Genomic DNA, 19,159 nt, shown 5'->3' with positions numbered 1-19,159 from the left:
GACACAACACAACCCAACCTTTACTACACCCAATTCGCCCGCGTTGACCCATGTCAGCGCAGGCAACCCCTTATGCCTGGTGACCATAGCGAGTCGGAACCACCCCTTCCCATCCCGAACAGGACCGTGAAACGACTTTGCGCCGATGATAGTGCGGATACCCGTGTGAAAGTAGGTCATCGCCAGGCTCTTATGCCCCAAAACCCCTCGACAGCCAACGCTGCGAGGGGTTTTGTCTTTGGATTTTTGTAATCGAATCCAGCTTCACCCCTATAGACACCCTATAGGGTGAGAGCGTCGATTTCATATCGATGATTCTGGTCCGGCTGAATCGATTTTCGAGCGATCAGGCGGGACTTCTGAAGCGATCCGCGCAGCACCCACCGCAATGGAAAGTGCTTGACAGCTCCGGTAAGTTACACCATAATCACAAGTTCTCTGCGGAGAGGTGCCCGAGTGGCTAAAGGGGGCAGACTGTAAATCTGTTGGCTTACGCCTACGCTGGTTCGAATCCAGCCCTCTCCACCAGAATGCAAGACAGCGACCAGGCGCAAGCCGGTGAAGCAGGAAGAAGTAACCGGGCGGGTGTAGCTCAATGGTAGAGCAGAAGCCTTCCAAGCTTACGACGAGGGTTCGATTCCCTTCACCCGCTCCAGGCTTGGTCGTAGTCGCAAGAAGTAAGTCTAGATTCGCCCATGTGGCTCAGTGGTAGAGCACTCCCTTGGTAAGGGAGAGGTCGGCAGTTCGATCCTGCCCATGGGCACCACCAATACCCGCACTGGCAATTGCTACCGAGACAGGAGTCGCGACATGGCAAAGGAAAAGTTCGAGCGGACCAAGCCGCACGTGAACGTAGGTACGATTGGTCACGTTGACCATGGCAAGACGACGCTGACGGCAGCAATTGCCACGGTGCTGGCTGCGAAGTTCGGCGGCTCGGCCAAGAAGTACGACGAGATCGATGCAGCGCCGGAAGAAAAGGCACGCGGCATCACGATCAACACCGCACACGTGGAATACGAAACGGCGAACCGCCACTACGCCCACGTTGACTGCCCGGGCCACGCTGACTATGTGAAGAACATGATCACGGGCGCCGCGCAGATGGACGGCGCGATCCTGGTGTGCTCGGCTGCAGACGGCCCGATGCCGCAAACGCGCGAACACATCCTGCTGGCCCGCCAGGTTGGCGTGCCTTACATCATCGTGTTCCTGAACAAGTGCGACATGGTCGACGACGCCGAGCTGCTCGAGCTGGTCGAAATGGAAGTGCGCGAGCTGCTCTCGAAGTACGACTTCCCGGGCGATGACACGCCGATCGTGAAGGGTTCGGCCAAGCTGGCGCTGGAAGGCGACAAGGGCGACCTGGGCGAAGGCGCGATCATGGCTCTGGCCGACGCGCTGGACACGTACATCCCGACGCCGGAGCGCGCTGTGGACGGTACGTTCCTGATGCCGGTGGAAGACGTGTTCTCGATCTCGGGCCGCGGTACCGTGGTGACGGGTCGTATCGAACGCGGCATCGTGAAGGTCGGTGAGGAAATCGAAATCGTGGGTATCCGCCCGACGGTGAAGACGACCTGCACGGGCGTGGAAATGTTCCGCAAGCTGCTGGACCAAGGCCAGGCTGGTGACAACGTTGGCCTACTGCTGCGCGGCACGAAGCGTGAAGACGTGGAACGTGGCCAAGTCCTGTGCAAGCCGGGCTCGATCAAGCCGCACACGCACTTCACGGGCGAGGTGTACATTCTGTCGAAGGACGAAGGTGGTCGTCATACGCCGTTCTTCAACAACTACCGCCCGCAGTTCTATTTCCGTACGACCGACGTGACCGGCTCGATCGAGCTGCCGCAGGACAAGGAAATGGTCATGCCGGGTGACAACGTGTCGATCACCGTCAAGCTGATCGCCCCGATCGCCATGGAAGAAGGCCTGCGCTTCGCTATCCGCGAAGGCGGTCGTACCGTCGGCGCCGGCGTTGTGGCAAAGATCCTCGACTAAGTTTTTGTCGAACTGGCGAGCGCGACACCAACCGGTCGCGTTCGTTTGCCAGGGGGTTGGCTTAGGCTAACCCCAAGTTGTTTTAGGGGTATAGCTCAACTGGCAGAGCGTCGGTCTCCAAAACCGAAGGTTGGGGGTTCGATTCCCTCTGCCCCTGCCAAATCAATCAGCCGCGTCGCGATGAAGACTCGTGACGCGGCTTAGTCTCGTTTGCGAAACATGGCTAATCCCAATGTCGAAACCGTAGGCGCCTCGAGCGGCAAAGTAATGCTCGTCGTGGCGGTGCTCCTGGTGGTAGCCGGAGTCATCGGTTTCTACGCGCTGGCCCAGCAGCCCTCTTACGTCCGCGGCGCCGCACTGTTCGCCGGTATCGCGCTGGGCGTAGTGGTGGCACTTATCTCCGCGCCTGGCAAGGACTTCGTGGGATTTGCCCGTGAATCGTATCGGGAAGTTCGCAAGGTCGTCTGGCCGACGCGCAAGGAAGCCGGACAAATGACGGGACTCGTCTTTGTCTTCGTCGTCGTTATGGCGCTCTTCCTGTGGTCGGCGGACAAGCTCATCGAGTGGGTAATCTTCTCGCTCGTGCTGGGCTGGAAATAAGAGGTAGACATGACGGATAACGCTCAGCAGGAAGCCACGGCATCGGAATCGCCTTCATCGAAGAAGCGCTGGTACGTGGTACACGCTTACTCCGGCATGGAAAAGAGCGTGCAGCGCGCGTTGCAAGAGCGCATCGAACGCGCCGAGATGCAGGACAAGTTTGGTCGCATCCTCGTGCCGTCGGAGGAAGTCGTGGAAATCAAGGGCGGGCAAAAGTCCGTCACCGAACGCCGCTTCTTCCCGGGTTACGTGCTGGTCGAGATGGAAATGACCGACGAGACGTGGCATCTGGTGAAGAACACCAGCAAGGTCACTGGTTTCGTTGGCGGCGCGCGCAATCGCCCGAGTCCGATCTCCCAACGGGAAGTCGACAAGATCATGACCCAGATGCAGGAAGGGGTCGAGAAGCCGCGTCCCAAGACGTTGTTCGAAGTGGGCGAAATGGTGCGTGTCAAGGATGGCCCATTCACCGATTTCAACGGTAACGTCGAAGAAGTGAATTACGAAAAGTCGCGCCTGCGCGTGACCGTCACGATCTTCGGACGTGCGACGCCGGTCGAACTGGAGTTCGGCCAGGTCGAGAAGGTTTAAGGATTTTTCACTGCCGTCGCCCGTAAGGGGGAGGGTGGAAAAAGGGTCAGTTACGGCTGGCCCGAAGAGGAGCGTGAGGTCATGCCTGGCATGGCGATAGCGCGTTACCACTCAACAGGATCTGATTCCGAAACAGGAACGGGTCCGGATTGGAGTAAATATGGCCAAGAAGATCATTGGCTTTATCAAGCTGCAGATTCCAGCTGGTAAGGCAAATCCCTCCCCGCCCGTTGGTCCCGCACTGGGTCAGCGCGGTCTGAACATCATGGAGTTCTGCAAGGCGTTCAACGCCCAGACCCAGGGTATGGAACCCGGTCTGCCGGTGCCGGTGGTGATTACTGCCTTCGCCGACAAGAGCTTCACGTTCGTGATGAAGTCGCCGCCGGCGACCGTGCTGATCAAGAAGGCAGCAGGCATCACCAAGGGTTCGCCGAAGCCCCATACCGACAAGGTTGGCAAGATCACCCGGGCCCAGGCTGAAGAAATCGCCAAGGCAAAGAATGCTGACCTCACCGCCGCTGACCTCGACGCCGCCGTGCGTACGATCGCTGGTTCGGCGCGTTCGATGGGCATCACCGTGGAGGGTCTGTAAATGGCTAAGGTTTCGAAGCGCGTCGCCGCTAACAAGGCGAAGGTCGAGCGTACCAAGTTTTACCCGATCGACGAGGCTCTGAGCCTGGTCAAGAGCTGCGGCTCGACCAAGTTCGACGAATCGATCGACGTGGCCGTGCAACTGGGCATCGATGCCAAGAAGTCGGACCAGGTTGTGCGTGGTTCCGTAGTGCTGCCGGCTGGTACCGGCAAGTCGGTGCGCGTGGCTGTGTTCGCCCAGGGCGAAAAGGCCGAAGCCGCCAAGGCTGCTGGCGCTGACGTGGTTGGCATGGAAGACCTGGCAGAGCAAGTAAAGGCCGGTAACCTGAACTTCGACGTCGTGATCGCCTCGCCGGACACGATGCGTATCGTGGGTACGCTGGGCCAGATCCTGGGCCCGCGCGGACTGATGCCGAACCCGAAGGTTGGCACTGTGACGCCGGACGTCGCCCAGGCTGTGAAGAACGCCAAGGCTGGTCAGGTGCAATACCGCGTCGACAAGGCCGGTATCATCCACGCCACCATCGGTCGTCGCTCGTTCGACGACGCCGCGCTGAAGAGCAACCTGGCCGCCCTGCTGGACGCCCTGGTCAAGTCGAAGCCGGCTACGAGCAAGGGCGTGTACCTGCGCAAGATCGCCGTGTCGTCCACGATGGGCGTTGGCGTTCGCGTCGAACAGACCTCGCTGTCGGCCTAAGCTGACGGCAGCCACCTGGCAGGAACCCGATAACGCCCGCCAGGGCAGGAATTGAAGACTGCGGTGTTGCCGCAGTCGACTCCAGCGCCGGAAGGCGACGGAGGAAGGCTTTGGGCAGTGGCATCAGCCTCGCGCTTGACGTGAGGGAGGTGCCGCTGGTTATCAAAGACCGCTGGTGTTCATGCCGCTTCGGCAGCGTGGACTTAATCGGTCGGCGCCATGCGGAGCTCGCTCCGATGATCGCCGGTCTGCCAGCGCAGATGGCGCACCCGAAGGGATTGATGACGCCGGGTAGGACCCGGGGGATTCGGGCCAATCGGACGCCGTTCGTTTGGACTGATGTGATTGAGCCGGTTTTCCGGTGCATTCGCATCGTTTTGGAGCTTAACCGTGCCACTCAATATTGAAGATAAGAAGGCCGTCGTTGCTGAGGTTTCGGCGCAAGTCGCCAAGGCCCAGACCATCGTCGTGGCCGAATATCGCGGCATTACGGTTGGCGATCTGACCAAGCTGCGTTCCACCGCTCGTCAGCAAGGCGTGTACCTGCGTGTTCTGAAGAACACGCTGGCCCGCCGTGCCGTCGAAGGTACGCCGTTTGCAGGCCTCGCAGAGCAGATGACCGGCCCGCTGATCTACGGTATTTCCGAAGATGCAGTGTCGTCGGCCAAGGTTCTGAACGACTTTGCCAAGACCAACGACAAGTTGGTCCTGCGTGCAGGGTCGTACAACGGCAACGTTCTCGATGCTGGCGCCGTCAAGGCCTTGGCTTCGATCCCGAGCCGTGACGAACTGATTGCTCAGCTGCTTGGCGTGATGCAAGCGCCGGTGTCGGGCTTCGCCCGCCTGCTGGCTGCTGTGGCTGCCAAGAAGGCCGAAGGTGCTCCCGCGGAAGCGGAAGCCCCGGCTGCCTGAGCCCTCGCTTAAACAGATCGCATTACCGATCCCGAATCAAATCTAGTAGGAGTATTCCAAATGGCAATCACTAAAGACGACATCCTGGAAGCCGTTGGCGCGATGTCCGTGATGGAACTGAACGACCTGGTCAAGGCGTTCGAAGAGAAGTTTGGCGTGTCGGCTGCAGCCATGGCTGTTGCTGCTGCCCCGGGCGCTGGCGGTGCCGCTGCCGCTGAAGAACAGACCGAATTCAACGTGATCCTGGCCGAAGTTGGCGCCAACAAGGTCGGCGTGATTAAGGCTGTTCGCGAAATCACCGGTCTGGGCCTGAAGGAAGCCAAGGACCTGGTCGATGGCGCACCGAAGCCCGTCAAGGAAGGCGTGGACAAGGCCGCTGCTGCCGAAGCCAAGAAGAAGCTGGAAGACGCTGGCGCGAAGGTCGACGTCAAGTAAGTGGTACCGCGCGTGCCTTCGGGCACGCGGATGGGGCTGGCAAAGGGAGAATCCCGGCGCCAGCCTTTTTGCGCTTGTGTGGGTGTGTTTAGAGGTGCACCTTGGGGCGTAATGTCCTTTCCTTGACGAGGAGAGGAAGCGAAAGATGTGAAGTAGCGTATGCTTGGCAGTGCGAAATCCTTCGCTGCCTTAGCAGAAGCCAAACATCAGTGGCACACTAGGTGGTTGCTGATGTTTGTCTTCTGAACCGACTGCAGAAGACAAGTTTGGTCGGGTATCCCCCGGACGCGTACAGGCATTGCGCCGTGCAATGACCACACCGTCCGCAGCGTGCGGGTACCGTCAGCCAGAGGTTGGTAGCGGCCAACCGCCAAATCCCCTCCCAGTCGCTGAACACCTCAGGTGCCGGCCAGGTCCAGCCTGCCCTGCGATGATTCGGAGATCCCATGGCGTACAGCTTCACCGAAAAGAAGCGCATTCGCAAATCCTTTGCGAAGCGTGCTACGGTTCATCAGGTTCCATTCCTGCTTGCAACACAGATTGAATCCTACACCCAGTTTTTGCAAGCGGAAACGCCGACCGCGCGTCGCAAGAGCGAGGGTCTGCAAGCTGCGTTTAACGCAATCTTCCCAATCTCCTCCCATAACGGGCTTGCCCGTATGGAGTTTGTCTCGTATCACCTTTCCAACCCGCCGTTCGACGTCAAGGAATGTCAGCAGCGCGGCCTGACTTTCCACTCGGCGCTGCGTGCCAAGGTTCGACTGATCATCAACGATCGCGAGAACCCGGGCAAGGTGAAGGAAGTGAAAGAACAGGAAGTCTACATGGGCGAAATTCCGCTCATGACGTCGACCGGTTCTTTCGTGATTAACGGCACCGAACGTGTCATCGTTAGCCAGTTGCACCGTTCCCCGGGCGTGTTCTTCGAACACGACAAGGGCAAGACGCACAGCTCCGGCAAGCTGCTGTTCTCGGCACGTATCATTCCGTACCGCGGTTCGTGGCTCGACTTCGAATTCGATCCGAAGGACATCCTGTACTTCCGTGTGGACCGCCGCCGCAAGATGCCGGTGACGATCCTGCTGAAGTCGATCGGCCTGACGCCGGAACAGATCCTGGCTCACTTCTTCGTGTTCGACAATTTCACGCTGCAAGGCGAAGGCGCGCAACTCGAGTTCGTGCCCGAGCGTCTGCGCGGTGAAGTTGCGCGCTTTGACATCGTCGACAAGAATGGCCGTGTCGTGGTGGAGAAGGACAAGCGGATCAACGCCAAGCACATCCGTGACCTGGATTCCGCCGGCACCAAGCTGATCAGCGTGCCCGAGGACTATCTGCTCGGCCGCGTGCTGGCCAAGAACATCATCGATCCGGACACCGGTGAAGTGATCGCCAACGCCAACGACGAGCTGACCGAGACGCTGTTGGAAAACCTGCGCGAAGCGGGCGTCAAGAACATCCAGACGTTGTACACGAACGACCTCGACCAAGGTCCGTACATCTCGCAGACGCTGCGTGCCGACGATACCGCCGATCAGACGGCAGCGCGTATCGCCATCTACCGCATGATGCGTCCGGGCGAACCGCCCACCGAAGACGCAGTGGAAGCGCTGTTCCAGCGCCTGTTCTACAGCGAGGAATCGTACGATCTGTCGCGCGTTGGCCGCATGAAGGTCAACAGCCGTCTGTCGCGTCCGAGCGGCGAAGGCAGCATGGTGCTGCAGGACGAGGACATCCTCGAGACGATCAAGATCCTGGTGAACCTGCGTAACGGCAAGGGCGAAGTCGATGACATCGACCACCTGGGCAATCGTCGCGTGCGTTGCGTTGGCGAACTGGCCGAAAACCAGTTCCGCGCCGGCCTGTCGCGTGTGGAGCGTGCGGTCAAGGAACGTCTGGGCCAAGCCGAGACCGAGAACCTGATGCCGCACGATCTGATCAACTCGAAGCCGATTTCGTCGGCGATTCGCGAGTTCTTCGGTTCGTCGCAGCTGTCGCAGTTCATGGACCAGACCAACCCGCTGTCGGAAATTACCCACAAGCGCCGTGTTTCGGCACTTGGCCCGGGCGGTCTGACGCGCGAGCGCGCCGGCTTTGAAGTCCGTGACGTGCACCCGACCCACTATGGCCGCGTGTGCCCGATCGAAACGCCGGAAGGCCCGAACATTGGTCTGATCAACTCGCTGGCACTGTATGCTCGCCTGAACGAATACGGCTTCCTGGAAACGCCGTACCGCAAGGTGGAGAACAGCAAGCTGACCGACCAGGTGGATTACCTGTCGGCCATCGAGGAAGGCAAGTACGTGGTGGCGCAGGCCAATGCGACAGTCGATGCAGACGGCACACTGATCGACGAACTGGTGTCGTCGCGTGAGGGTTCCGAGCGGGAAACCCGCATGGTGACCCCAGACCGCGTGCAGTACATCGACGTGGCGCCGTCGCAGATCGTGTCGGCTGCTGCCTCGCTGGTGCCGTTCCTTGAGCACGATGACGCGAACCGTGCACTGATGGGCGCGAACATGCAGCGTCAGGCCGTACCTTGCCTGCGTCCGGACAAGCCGCTGGTGGGTACTGGCGTGGAGCGCACCGTGGCCGTTGACTCGGGTACGGCCGTGCAGGCGATGCGTGGCGGCGTGGTGGATTACGTCGATGCGATGCGTGTGGTGATTCGTGTGAACGACGACGAAGCCGTGGCCGGCGAAGTTGGCGTGGACATCTATAACCTGATCAAGTACACGCGTTCGAACCAGAACACCAACATCAACCAGCGTCCGATGGTGAAGGTTGGCGATATCGTTGCGCGCAACGATGTGATCGCCGACGGCGCCTCGACCGACCTGGGTGAACTGGCACTGGGCCAGAACATGCTGGTGGCGTTCATGCCGTGGAACGGCTACAACTTCGAGGATTCGATCCTGATCTCGGAGCGTGTGGTTGCCGAAGACCGTTATACCTCGATCCACATCGAGGAACTGTCGGTCGTCGCCCGTGACACCAAGCTGGGACCGGAAGAAATCACGCGCGACATCTCGAACCTGGCCGAAGCGCAACTGGCGCGCCTGGACGAGTCGGGCATCACGTACATCGGCGCCGAAGTGGAAGCTGGTGACGTGCTGGTGGGCAAGGTCACGCCGAAGGGCGAAACCCAGCTGACGCCGGAAGAGAAGCTGCTGCGCGCGATTTTCGGCGAGAAGGCTTCGGACGTGAAGGACACGTCGCTGCGCGTGCCGTCGGGCATGAGCGGTATCGTGATCGACGTGCAGGTGTTCACGCGTGAAGGCGTGACGCGCGACAAGCGTGCGCAGTCGATCATCGACGACGAACTGAAGCGCTACCGCCTGGACCTGAACGACCAGCTGCGTATCGTGGAAGGCGATGCCTTCCAGCGTCTGGAGCGCCTGCTGATCGACAAGACCGTCAATGGCGGTCCGAAGAAGCTGGTCAAGGGTGCGAAGCTGACGAAGGAATACCTGGCGGACCTGGACAAGTACCACTGGTTCGACATTCGTCCGGCCGACGAGGAACTGGCTGCCCAGCTGGAAGCCGTCAAGGAAGCCATCGAGCAGAAGCGCCACGAGTTCGACCTGGCCTTCGAAGAGAAGCGCAAGAAGCTGACGCAGGGCGACGAACTGCCGCCGGGCGTGATCAAGATGGTCAAGGTGTACCTGGCCGTCAAGCGCCGCCTGCAGCCGGGCGACAAGATGGCAGGTCGTCACGGTAACAAGGGTGTGGTGTCGAAGATCGTTCCGATCGAAGACATGCCGTACATGGCCGACGGTACGCCGGCGGACATCGTGCTGAACCCGCTGGGCGTGCCTTCGCGGATGAACGTGGGTCAGATTCTCGAAACCCACCTCGGCTGGGCCGCGCGCGGTCTGGGCGAGCGCATCGGCAACATGCTCAAGGCTAACGTTCGTGCAACGGAACTCCGTCCGCTGCTCGCGCAGATCTACAACGAGAGCGGCAAGCCGGAAGACCTCGACAGCCTCAGCGACGCCGAAGTGCTGGAACTGGCCACCAACCTGAAGAAGGGTGTGCCGTTCGCCACGCCGGTGTTCGACGGTGCGCATGAAGACGAAATCCGTCGCATGCTGGACCTGGCCTATCCGGAAGAGATCGCTCGCGAGAAGGGTCTGACGGCCTCGAAGCAGCAGGTCACGCTGCACGACGGCCGCACGGGCGAAGCCTTCGAGCGTCCGGTCACGCTGGGTGTGATGCACATGCTGAAGCTGCACCACTTGGTCGACGACAAGATGCACGCGCGTTCGACCGGTCCGTACTCGCTGGTGACGCAGCAGCCGCTGGGCGGTAAGGCCCAGTTCGGTGGCCAGCGTTTCGGTGAGATGGAAGTGTGGGCACTGGAAGCCTACGGCGCGTCGTACGTGCTGCAGGAAATGCTGACGGTCAAGTCCGATGACGTGAACGGCCGTACCAAGGTGTACGAAAACATCGTCAAGGGCGAGCACTCGATCGACGCCGGCATGCCGGAATCGTTCAACGTGCTGGTGAAGGAAATCCGCTCGCTGGGTATCGACATCGATCTGGATCGCTTCTGATCCGGTTCGATCGGGAGGCAGCCGCGGTTGCCTCCCACCAGTGCAGGTTTCCCACAGGATTGAATGCCGCCGTACCGGACAGACTCCGGGCCGGTGGCGAAACAAGGAGTTGCAATGAAAGCATTGCTCGATCTCTTTAAGCAGGTTCAGCAGGAAGAGCAGTTCGACGCGATCAAGATCGGCCTGGCCTCGCCCGAGAAGATCCGTTCGTGGTCGTATGGCGAAGTGAAGAAGCCGGAAACGATCAACTACCGTACGTTCAAGCCGGAACGGGATGGTCTGTTCTGCGCCAAGATCTTTGGCCCGATCAAGGACTACGAGTGCCTGTGCGGCAAGTACAAGCGCCTGAAGCACCGTGGTGTGATTTGCGAGAAGTGCGGCGTTGAAGTGACGCTGGCCAAGGTGCGCCGTGAGCGCATGGGCCACATCGAACTGGCCGCGCCGACCGCGCACATCTGGTTCCTGAAGTCGCTGCCATCGCGTCTGGGCATGGTCCTGGACATGACGCTGCGCGACATCGAGCGCGTGCTGTACTTCGAGGCATTCGTGGTGCTCGAACCCGGCATGACCCCGCTCAAGAAGAGCCAGATCATGTCGGAAGACGACTACATCGCGAAGTGCGATGAGTACGGCGAAGGCGAGTTCGTGGCAATGATGGGTGCCGAGGGCATCCGTGAACTGCTGCGCGGCATCGACATCGAGAAGCAGATCGAACAGATCCGCGCCGAGCTGCAGGCCACGGGTTCCGAAGCCAAGATCAAGAAGTTCGCCAAGCGCCTGAAAGTGCTCGAGGCGTTCCAGCGTTCGGGCATCAAGCCCGAGTGGATGATCCTGGAAGTGCTGCCGGTGCTGCCGCCCGAACTGCGTCCGCTGGTTCCGCTCGATGGCGGCCGTTTCGCCACGTCGGATCTGAACGACCTGTATCGTCGCGTCATCAACCGTAACAACCGTCTGAAGCGCCTGCTGGAGCTGAAGGCCCCTGAAATCATCGTGCGCAACGAAAAGCGCATGCTGCAGGAAGCCGTCGACTCGCTGCTGGACAACGGTCGTCGCGGCAAGGCCATGACGGGTGCGAACAAGCGTCCGCTGAAGTCCCTGGCTGAAATGATCAAGGGCAAGGGCGGCCGTTTCCGTCAGAACCTGCTGGGCAAGCGCGTGGACTACTCGGGCCGTTCGGTCATCGTGGTGGGCCCGACGCTGAAGCTGCACCAATGCGGCCTGCCCAAGCTGATGGCGCTCGAACTGTTCAAGCCGTTCATCTTCCACAAGCTGGAAACGATGGGCATCGCCACCACGATCAAGGCGGCGAAGAAGGAAGTGGAAAGCCAGACGCCTGTGGTGTGGGACATCCTCGAAGAGGTGATCCGCGAGCACCCGGTGATGCTAAACCGTGCGCCGACGCTGCACCGCCTGGGTATCCAGGCGTTCGAGCCGGTGCTGATCGAAGGCAAGGCCATCCAGCTGCATCCGCTGGTCTGCGCGGCATTCAACGCCGACTTCGACGGTGACCAGATGGCTGTTCACGTACCGCTGTCGCTGGAAGCCCAGATGGAAGCCCGCACGCTGATGCTGGCCTCCAACAACGTGCTGTTCCCGGCCAACGGCGATCCGTCGATCGTCCCGTCGCAAGACGTGGTGCTGGGTCTGTACTACACGACCCGCGACAAGATCAACGGCAAGGGTGAAGGCATGACGTTCGCTGACATCAGCGAAGTCATCCGCGCCTACGAGAACAAGGAAGTCGAACTCGCCTCGCGTGTGAACGTGCGGATCACCGAGTACGTGCTGGTGGACAAGGACGCAGTGGGCGATGCCCGCTTCGCACCGAAGATCACGCTGCAGGCCACCACGGTCGGCCGCGCGATCATGTCCGAAATCCTGCCGAAGGGCCTGCCTTTCTCGGTGCTGAACAAGCCGCTGAAGAAGAAGGAAATCTCGCGTCTGATCAACACTGCGTTTCGCAAGTGCGGTCTGCGCGAAACGGTGATCTTTGCTGACAAGCTGCTGCAGTCGGGCTTCCGCCTGGCTACGCGCGCCGGTATCTCGATCGCGATCGACGACATGCTGGTGCCTCCGCAGAAGGAGAAGATCATCTCCGACGCAGCTGCCAAGGTGAAGGAATACGACAAGCAGTACATGTCGGGTCTGGTGACGGACCAGGAACGTTACAACAACGTCGTGGACATCTGGGGCGCCGCCGGCGACCAGGTGGGCAAGGCGATGATGGAACAGCTCCAGCACGAAGACGTGGTCGATCGCACCGGTGCGACGGTCAAGCAGGAATCGTTCAACTCGATTTACATGATGGCGGACTCGGGTGCTCGCGGTAGCGCGGCACAGATTCGTCAGCTGGCGGGTATGCGCGGCCTGATGGCCAAGCCGGACGGCTCGATCATTGAAACGCCGATTACGGCGAACTTCCGTGAAGGCCTGAACGTTCTGCAGTACTTCATCTCGACCCACGGTGCACGTAAGGGTCTGGCGGATACGGCACTGAAGACCGCGAACTCGGGCTACCTGACGCGTCGTCTGGTTGACGTGACGCAGGATCTGGTGGTGGTGGAAGACGATTGCGGCACCTCCAACGGCGTGGCCATGAAGGCCCTGGTCGAAGGCGGTGAAGTGATCGAAGCCCTGCGCGATCGTATCCTCGGCCGTGTGACGGTGGCGGACGTCGTGAATCCTGAGACCCAGGAAACGGCAATCGAAACCGGCACGCTGCTGGACGAAGATCTGGTCGAATTGATCGACAGCATCGGCGTGGACGAAGTGAAGGTGCGCACGCCGCTGGCATGCGACACGCGCTACGGCCTGTGCGCCAAGTGCTATGGCCGCGATCTGGGCCGTGGCGTGCTGGTGAACTCGGGTGAAGCAGTGGGTGTGATCGCTGCACAGTCGATTGGTGAGCCGGGTACCCAGCTGACCATGCGTACGTTCCACATCGGTGGTGCGGCATCGCGTGCGGCAGTGGCATCGAGCGTGGAAGCCAAGGCTACCGGTACGGTGCGGTTCACGGCGACCATGCGTTACGTGACGAACGCCAAGGGCGAACTGATCGTGATCTCGCGTTCGGGCGAGGCACTGATCACGGACGACCACGGCCGCGAGCGCGAGCGCCACAAGATCCCGTACGGTGCCACGCTGCTGGTGCAGGACGGCCAGGCCATCAAGGCTGGTACGCAGCTGGCTACGTGGGATGCACTGACTCGTCCGATCGTTTCCGAGTACTCGGGCACGATCAAGTTCGAGAACGTGGAAGAAGGCGTGACCGTCGCCAAGCAGATGGACGAAGTGACGGGCCTGTCGACCCTCGTGGTGATCGATGCGAAGCGCCGTACGGCTGCTACCAAGGGCCTGCGCCCGCAGGTGCGCCTGCTCGACGCGAACAACCAGGAAGTGAAGCTGCCGGGTACGGATCACTCCGTGACCATCGGCTTCCAGGTGGGCGCGCTGATTACCGTGAAGGACGGTCAGCAAGTACACGTGGGTGAAGTGCTGGCACGTATCCCGACCGAATCGCAGAAGACCCGCGACATTACCGGTGGTCTGCCGCGTGTGGCCGAACTGTTCGAAGCCCGTTCGCCGAAGGACGCCGCCGTGCTGGCGGAAGTCACCGGTACGGTGTCGTTCGGTAAGGATACGAAGGGCAAGCAGCGTCTGGTGATTACGGACCTGGACGGCAACGCCCACGAGTTCCTGATCGCGAAGGAAAAGCAGGTGCTGGTGCACGATGGCCAGGTGGTGAACAAGGGCGAAATGATCGTGGAAGGTCCGGCGGACCCGCACGACATCCTGCGCCTGAAGGGCATCGAGGAGCTGGCACACTACATCGTGGACGAAGTGCAGGACGTGTACCGTCTGCAGGGCGTGAAGATCAACGACAAGCACATCGAAGTGATTGTTCGTCAGATGCTGCGCCGCGTGCAGATTGCCGATGTGGGCGACTCCAAGTTCATCCCGGGTGAACAGGTGGAGCGTTCGGAACTGCTCGACGAGAACGATCGCGTGATCGCCGAAGGCAAGCGTCCGGCCATCCACGACAACCTGTTGCTTGGTATTACCAAGGCGTCGCTGTCTACCGACAGCTTCATCTCGGCGGCATCGTTCCAGGAAACGACGCGCGTGCTGACCGAAGCCGCGATCATGGGCAAGACCGACGACCTGCGTGGTCTGAAGGAAAACGTGATCGTTGGCCGTCTGATCCCGGCCGGTACTGGCCTGGCCTACCACCGTGCCCGCAAGGCACGCGAGGCATCGGAACGCGAACGCGCCCAGGCGATCTCCGACGAGGAGCAATCGCTCTTCATCGAGCCGCCGGTGGTGCAGGCGACCGAGGGCGATGGCGACGCAGTCTGATCGCGATGTCCTGATCCAGCAGTATTGAAGCAGTAAAAAACCCGGTTCGATGAACCGGGTTTTTTTTCGTCCGTTCTCTCCTGAGCGCGCAGCATGCTGCAGTGGGTCAAGACGGATGCAAGTCGATGACGCTAGGGTGTCAGTATCTTCCGCAATCTTCCCTGTCTCGCCATGCTTCACTGTCCCCGGATGAATACACGTTGGCGTGTGTCGGCAATAGTCGTCACCGTTGCGACGTTCGTTGCAGTTGTCGGCTGGAGTGGTGTGGGTGCGACGTCCACAACTGATCGCTCTTCACTTGATCTTTCACCTGGGCCGCCCGCGACGATAGAAGACGAACGGCGTCGCCACTTCGAGCAGCACTACGACTGTGTGGCGGGAAATGGAGTGGCCGGGGTTTGCGCACATCTTGAGGATCGTGCGCGCCAGCGCCAGATCGATGCGTTACGTCAAAGTACGACGCCGGCAGGCATGCCGCCCCCGGCGCCTCCCCCCAATTACCGCGAGGCATGGCCGGCGCGCGGCATCTCCCTCCCTGGTGGACGCTAGCACCGGACTGTGACGAAGCATGTGGACGATCCTTGGGCAATCCGTTCACCTGGGGGCGCGTGCATTTTTCTCTATTTGGTCCTGATCTGTAGCAACGAACTGCGTAGCATCCGTACCCATCCGAGCACCGCTTCCATCCCCTGTGCGCTGTCACAGGAGAGTCCAGACTTGCACGTACACCACGAAATCACGTGGGACTCCTCATGGAAGGTAAGTGATGTTGAAATTCGTATCAGCGACGGTCCTGTTGACCGGCATGTCGTCGGCGCTGTTTGCCATGAGCGCCGACGATCTGCAGCGCGCAGAAGGGCTGTACCAGGCCAACTGCGCGGTCTGTCACTCAGCCAGCCGCGGTGGCTATGTCGGTCCGGCGTTGAACAAGGATCGATTGGTGCAGAGCGAAGCCGCGCTGCGCGGCACGATCATGACCGGCATCCCCGATACGCTGATGCCGCCGTTCCACTCACGCATGTCCGACGGGGACATCCGGCTCGTATCGGCATTCATCAAGACGCAGGCTGTTGGCGATCCGCAATGGTCGATGCAACAGGTGCGCGATAGCCTGGAAGTACTCGTCGACGAATCGAAGCTGCCGTCCCGCCCGACATACAAGATCGATTCCGTCTACGACCTCATGGCCGTCATGGCACGTGGGCGTTATGGCAAGGGGACTGGCAAGGACAATGCCAAGACGGTGTTCCTGAATGGCAAGACGAATGAGGTGGTGGGCGAGATCGCCACGCCGATGGCGCCTCACATTCTCGATTTCAGTCCGGTGGACCCGCGTTGGGGATGGCTGAAGAGCGATGACGGATACGTCTACAAGATCGATCTGTACTCGCTCAAGATCACGCGCAAGATCAAGACCGGACTCACCGGTCCGGGCATCGCGCTGTCCAATGATGGCAAATGGCTGGCAGCCAGTTCCTTCGTGCCCAACCAGGTGGTCATCATGAAGGCGGATACGCTGGAGCCAGTGAAGCATCTGAAGCTGGAGGGGACGGATCTGGACGGCAAGTTCATCCCATCGGCGGGTGGCCCGGTGATTGGCAGCCGCATCAATAACAAGTTCGCCTTGACGTTGAGGCAAGCGGGACAGATCTGGATCGTGGACCCCGACCGTGAAGGTATGCCCGTGACCAAGCTGGAGAAAGTGGGACGCATGCTTCACGACACGTTCCTGACGCCGGACGGACGGTACTCGATGGTGGCCTCCTATGGCGATAACAAGATCGTGGCGATCGATCTCAAGGAAGACAAGGTCGCGCGGGATATCCCGGCGGGGTGCCAGCCTCATGTGGGTTCCGGTGCCGTGACGCCGATCGGCGGGCGGATGCTCGCGTTCGGCACCAATATCGGCCAGTGCGACAAGGGGGATGTCGTGACGGTTTGGGACACCAAAGATTTCTCGGTGGTGAAGAACATTCAGGTCGCAGGACCGACCGAATCGCCAGCGGCGCATCCGGATGCACCGTATGTGGCGGTCGATATCGTCAGCAAGGACAAGAAGGCTTCGCAGATCCAGCTGATCGACAAGCAATCACTGGAAGTGGTGAAGACGCTCGATGCAGGCGGCCACGCGTTCTTTCCCGAGTACACCCGCGACGGGAAGTATCTCTACGTGAGCGCTGGGTACTACGGTGATCGGATTCGCGTCTACGACAGCAAGACATTGCAACTGGTGGCAGAACACAAGATGGAAAGCCCGGCAGGCATCTTCTCGCGTGCGCGCACGCAGTGGATTTCGGTGGGTTTGCCACCCACTCGCAAGCATTGAGACAGGGAGCCGACCATCATGAACAACGAGTTCAAAAAAGGGGTGCTTGGCCTTGGTTTTATGGCTGCGTCCATATGGACGATCGCCGCGTACGCCGCTGACGGAAAAGACGGCACGAAGCTCGACGACAATCTCTCCAGCATCGTGCCGCTGTGCGCCGCTTGCCATGGCATCGACGGTATCAGCAGCGTCGGCATGTATCCGCATCTGGCAGGGCAGAACGCCGAGTACCTTGCCAAGCAGTTGCGGGACTTCCGCAGCGGGGATCGTCAGGACGCGGTCATGCGCCCGATGGCCGAACCGTTGAGCGACGCCGCAATCGATGCGCTGGCGCGTCATTTTGGCGCGATGGGCGGCAGGCGGTAGCCATCCAGGCGCAGTTGTCGATCGAGCACTACGCGCGATCGACAACTGCCCGCATCATCGTCATGGCTTCGGCAATCTGCCCGGCATTCATCGATGCATAACCGAGCAGCAGCGTGTGACCTTGCCATACTTCGCCATGCCGGCACGCCGCCTCTTCGAGTGTGTAGACGCGGAGGCCGCATCGTAGCGCGCCATGCGCAATCGTCCTGGCATCGGGGCCATGCAGCGGCAGACGCAGCGCGAGATGCAATCCCGCACCTGGTCCGACGATCTCGCAGGTATTGCCCCAGATGTTGCGGATACCTTCGACAAGCACATCACGTTGCGCGCGATAACGTTGCCGCAGCCGATAGACGTGCCAGTTGTAGTCGCCGCGTTCGAGCAATCTGGCCAGCACGGCCTGCTCCAGCCACGGACATCCCTGATTCAGTAACGCCTTGCGCCGCGCCATGACTTCCACGAGGTGAGGCGGGCACGCCATGAAGCCCAGCCGCGTGCCGGGTCCCAATACCTTGGAAAACGTCCCGACATAGATGACGCGTGATGGATCAATCGCCATCAATGGCGGCAGTGGCGAACTCTCGTAGCGAAAGTCTGCATCGTAGTCATCCTCCACGATGCACGCGCCGGAGCGTGCTGCCCAGGCGAGCAGGGCGCGCCGCCGGCACATCGACATCGTCACGCCCAGCGGATACTGGTGCGATGGGGTGACGTAGGCCAGCGATGCCGGACCGGGTGGCAAGGCATCGGTGCAGAGTCCATCGGTATCGACGGGAAGTGCAATAGGGGATGCGTCCGCCAGTTGGGGGAGATTGCAGAAGCCTGCGTAACCTGGTGCTTCCACAACCACGCGACTCCCCGGTCGGACCATCTGTGCCGCCGCCAGATGCAGCGCCTCCTGCGCACCGGCTACGATGATGATCTGTTCGGGGTCGACAGCGAGCGCCCGCGTCGCTGCGAGATGATCGGCGATGCCGGTACGTAATCCCCACAATCCTTCGGGCGGCGTGTAGTCGCTGACGGCATGGCTCATCTGCCGCAGCAACGTACTGGATAGTGCCGCCCATCGCCGCGCAGGAAAGGCGTCGGTCGCAGGGCGCCCGATCCTGAAATCGAAACGCACCGGCGCGGCGGGCGGCAAGGTATGCACGCCTGTCGAGCCGAGTATTGGAAAGTGCTTGCCGAACGAAGGTGTGGCGAGCGCGTCCCTGGGTGTTGTGGGTAGCTGTGGCGTGGGCATTGCCGCACGCGGCACATTGTCTGCCACGAAGAAGCCCCTATTTGCCTCGCCGCGCACCAGTTCGGCATCGATCAAGCATTCATAGGCGCCGAGCACAGTGTTGCGCGCGACGTGGAGCATCGATGTCAGGCAGGCAATCGAAGGCAGCCGGTCAGCAGGCTGCAGCCGGCCAGACAGAATCAGCCATTCGATCTGCTTGCCGATCTGGCGCTTGTACGGCTCGCCGCTTTCCCGATCGAGCACAAGAGGCAGTTCAAATGAGTGGCGTTGCATGGGGAGAGCTTGTCCCGGCCGACGTCCGTCATGTGCGTTAGCCGTTTTCCCTCATGCTAGCTGCAGGCTGCACGCATTCAGTTGTGCTGAGGCAAGGGTGTGGCGATTGCCGTGACACGTTTTTGGGCTTTGTGAATCAGGTGACGTTGTCACTGCCGCCGAGCATGCGCTGGAGTGGTATGGTTACGCCTTTCCTGGCTCCCCGTCCTCCCGCTGTC

12 protein-coding genes, 4 tRNA genes and 1 rRNA gene are annotated in these 19,159 nt (G+C 60.7%); 16 read left to right on the top strand and 1 reads right to left on the bottom strand.

Annotated elements, in window-relative coordinates:
- Nucleotides 1–75: 75 nt before the first annotated feature.
- The 16 genes from rrf to GA566_RS14760 all read left to right on the top strand — a co-directional run bounded on the left by rrf (nucleotide 76) and on the right by GA566_RS14760 (nucleotide 17,428).
- A 5S ribosomal RNA gene (gene rrf / locus GA566_RS14835) occupies nucleotides 76–188 on the top strand.
- A gap of 254 nt (nucleotides 189–442) precedes the next feature.
- Nucleotides 443–528 (top strand) — tRNA-Tyr (locus tag GA566_RS14830).
- A gap of 53 nt (nucleotides 529–581) precedes the next feature.
- Nucleotides 582–655: transfer RNA gene (locus GA566_RS14825), tRNA-Gly, on the top strand.
- Nucleotides 656–691: 36 nt separating this feature from the next.
- Nucleotides 692–766 (top strand) — tRNA-Thr (locus GA566_RS14820).
- A 44-nt stretch (nucleotides 767–810) separates the two neighbouring features.
- Entirely contained in the window at nucleotides 811–2,001 is a 1,191-nt protein-coding gene (gene tuf, locus GA566_RS14815) for an elongation factor Tu (RefSeq protein WP_160473074.1), read from the top strand.
- 84 nt (nucleotides 2,002–2,085) lie between these two features.
- Nucleotides 2,086–2,161, top strand: a tRNA-Trp gene (locus GA566_RS14810).
- 59 nt (nucleotides 2,162–2,220) lie between these two features.
- A complete protein-coding gene (secE, locus tag GA566_RS14805) occupies nucleotides 2,221–2,601 on the top strand; it encodes a preprotein translocase subunit SecE (protein ID WP_137928010.1) in 381 nt (126 codons plus the stop codon).
- 9 nt (nucleotides 2,602–2,610) lie between these two features.
- A complete protein-coding gene (gene nusG, locus GA566_RS14800) occupies nucleotides 2,611–3,192 on the top strand; it encodes a transcription termination/antitermination protein NusG (protein ID WP_137928009.1) in 582 nt (193 codons plus the stop codon).
- A 160-nt stretch (nucleotides 3,193–3,352) separates the two neighbouring features.
- A complete protein-coding gene (gene rplK / locus GA566_RS14795; protein ID WP_010810467.1) occupies nucleotides 3,353–3,784 on the top strand; it encodes a 50S ribosomal protein L11 in 432 nt (143 codons plus the stop codon).
- Nucleotides 3,785–4,480 carry a 50S ribosomal protein L1 gene (rplA, locus tag GA566_RS14790; protein WP_137928008.1) on the top strand — a complete coding sequence of 232 codons (696 nt, stop codon included), beginning with the start codon at nucleotides 3,785–3,787 and terminating at the stop codon, nucleotides 4,478–4,480. It abuts the gene before it with no gap.
- A 390-nt stretch (nucleotides 4,481–4,870) separates the two neighbouring features.
- On the top strand, nucleotides 4,871–5,392 hold the full coding sequence (rplJ, locus tag GA566_RS14785; protein WP_130393182.1) for a 50S ribosomal protein L10: 522 nt from the start codon (nucleotides 4,871–4,873) through the stop codon (nucleotides 5,390–5,392).
- Between the two features lie 60 nt (nucleotides 5,393–5,452).
- Nucleotides 5,453–5,827, top strand: a complete 375-nt coding sequence (rplL, locus tag GA566_RS14780) for a 50S ribosomal protein L7/L12 (RefSeq protein ID WP_010810464.1) — start codon at nucleotides 5,453–5,455, stop codon at nucleotides 5,825–5,827.
- Nucleotides 5,828–6,273: 446 nt separating this feature from the next.
- Entirely contained in the window at nucleotides 6,274–10,380 is a 4,107-nt protein-coding gene (gene rpoB, locus GA566_RS14775; RefSeq protein WP_137928007.1) for a DNA-directed RNA polymerase subunit beta, read from the top strand.
- Between the two features lie 114 nt (nucleotides 10,381–10,494).
- Nucleotides 10,495–14,736 (top strand): DNA-directed RNA polymerase subunit beta', encoded by a 4,242-nt coding sequence (gene rpoC / locus GA566_RS14770; protein ID WP_160473078.1) that lies wholly within the window; start codon nucleotides 10,495–10,497, stop codon nucleotides 14,734–14,736.
- A gap of 766 nt (nucleotides 14,737–15,502) precedes the next feature.
- On the top strand, nucleotides 15,503–17,062 hold the full coding sequence (locus tag GA566_RS14765; RefSeq protein ID WP_160473077.1) for a nitrite reductase: 1,560 nt from the start codon (nucleotides 15,503–15,505) through the stop codon (nucleotides 17,060–17,062).
- An 18-nt stretch (nucleotides 17,063–17,080) separates the two neighbouring features.
- Nucleotides 17,081–17,428, top strand: coding sequence for a cytochrome c (locus tag GA566_RS14760; RefSeq protein ID WP_237380194.1), 348 nt, complete (start codon nucleotides 17,081–17,083; stop codon nucleotides 17,426–17,428).
- Between the two features lie 28 nt (nucleotides 17,429–17,456).
- On the opposite strand, the gene GA566_RS14755 is transcribed toward GA566_RS14760, so the two are convergent.
- Nucleotides 17,457–18,941 (bottom strand): PLP-dependent aminotransferase family protein, encoded by a 1,485-nt coding sequence (locus GA566_RS14755; RefSeq protein ID WP_160473076.1) that lies wholly within the window; start codon nucleotides 18,939–18,941, stop codon nucleotides 17,457–17,459.
- Nucleotides 18,942–19,159: the final 218 nt, after the last annotated feature.

The sequence above is a fragment of the Cupriavidus sp. SW-Y-13 genome, assembly GCF_009793345.1.
GTDB lineage: Bacteria > Pseudomonadota > Gammaproteobacteria > Burkholderiales > Burkholderiaceae > Cupriavidus.
This window is presented reverse-complemented; position numbering and strand designations above follow the sequence as displayed.

What these genes read in the sequence shown, in the direction of transcription:
- rplL (WP_010810464.1), top strand. Translation starts at nt 5,453, where the DNA reads ATGGCAATCACTAAAGACGACATCCTGGAAGCCGTTGGCGCGATGTCC.
- rpoC (WP_160473078.1), top strand. Translation starts at nt 10,495, where the DNA reads ATGAAAGCATTGCTCGATCTCTTTAAGCAGGTTCAGCAGGAAGAGCAG.
- rplA (WP_137928008.1), top strand. Translation starts at nt 3,785, where the DNA reads ATGGCTAAGGTTTCGAAGCGCGTCGCCGCTAACAAGGCGAAGGTCGAG.
- tuf (WP_160473074.1), top strand. Translation starts at nt 811, where the DNA reads ATGGCAAAGGAAAAGTTCGAGCGGACCAAGCCGCACGTGAACGTAGGT.
- nusG (WP_137928009.1), top strand. Translation starts at nt 2,611, where the DNA reads ATGACGGATAACGCTCAGCAGGAAGCCACGGCATCGGAATCGCCTTCA.
- rpoB (WP_137928007.1), top strand. Translation starts at nt 6,274, where the DNA reads ATGGCGTACAGCTTCACCGAAAAGAAGCGCATTCGCAAATCCTTTGCG.
- GA566_RS14765 (WP_160473077.1), top strand. Translation starts at nt 15,503, where the DNA reads ATGTTGAAATTCGTATCAGCGACGGTCCTGTTGACCGGCATGTCGTCG.
- GA566_RS14755 (WP_160473076.1), bottom strand. Translation starts at nt 18,941, where the DNA reads ATGCAACGCCACTCATTTGAACTGCCTCTTGTGCTCGATCGGGAAAGC.
- rplK (WP_010810467.1), top strand. Translation starts at nt 3,353, where the DNA reads ATGGCCAAGAAGATCATTGGCTTTATCAAGCTGCAGATTCCAGCTGGT.
- GA566_RS14760 (WP_237380194.1), top strand. Translation starts at nt 17,081, where the DNA reads ATGAACAACGAGTTCAAAAAAGGGGTGCTTGGCCTTGGTTTTATGGCT.
- secE (WP_137928010.1), top strand. Translation starts at nt 2,221, where the DNA reads ATGGCTAATCCCAATGTCGAAACCGTAGGCGCCTCGAGCGGCAAAGTA.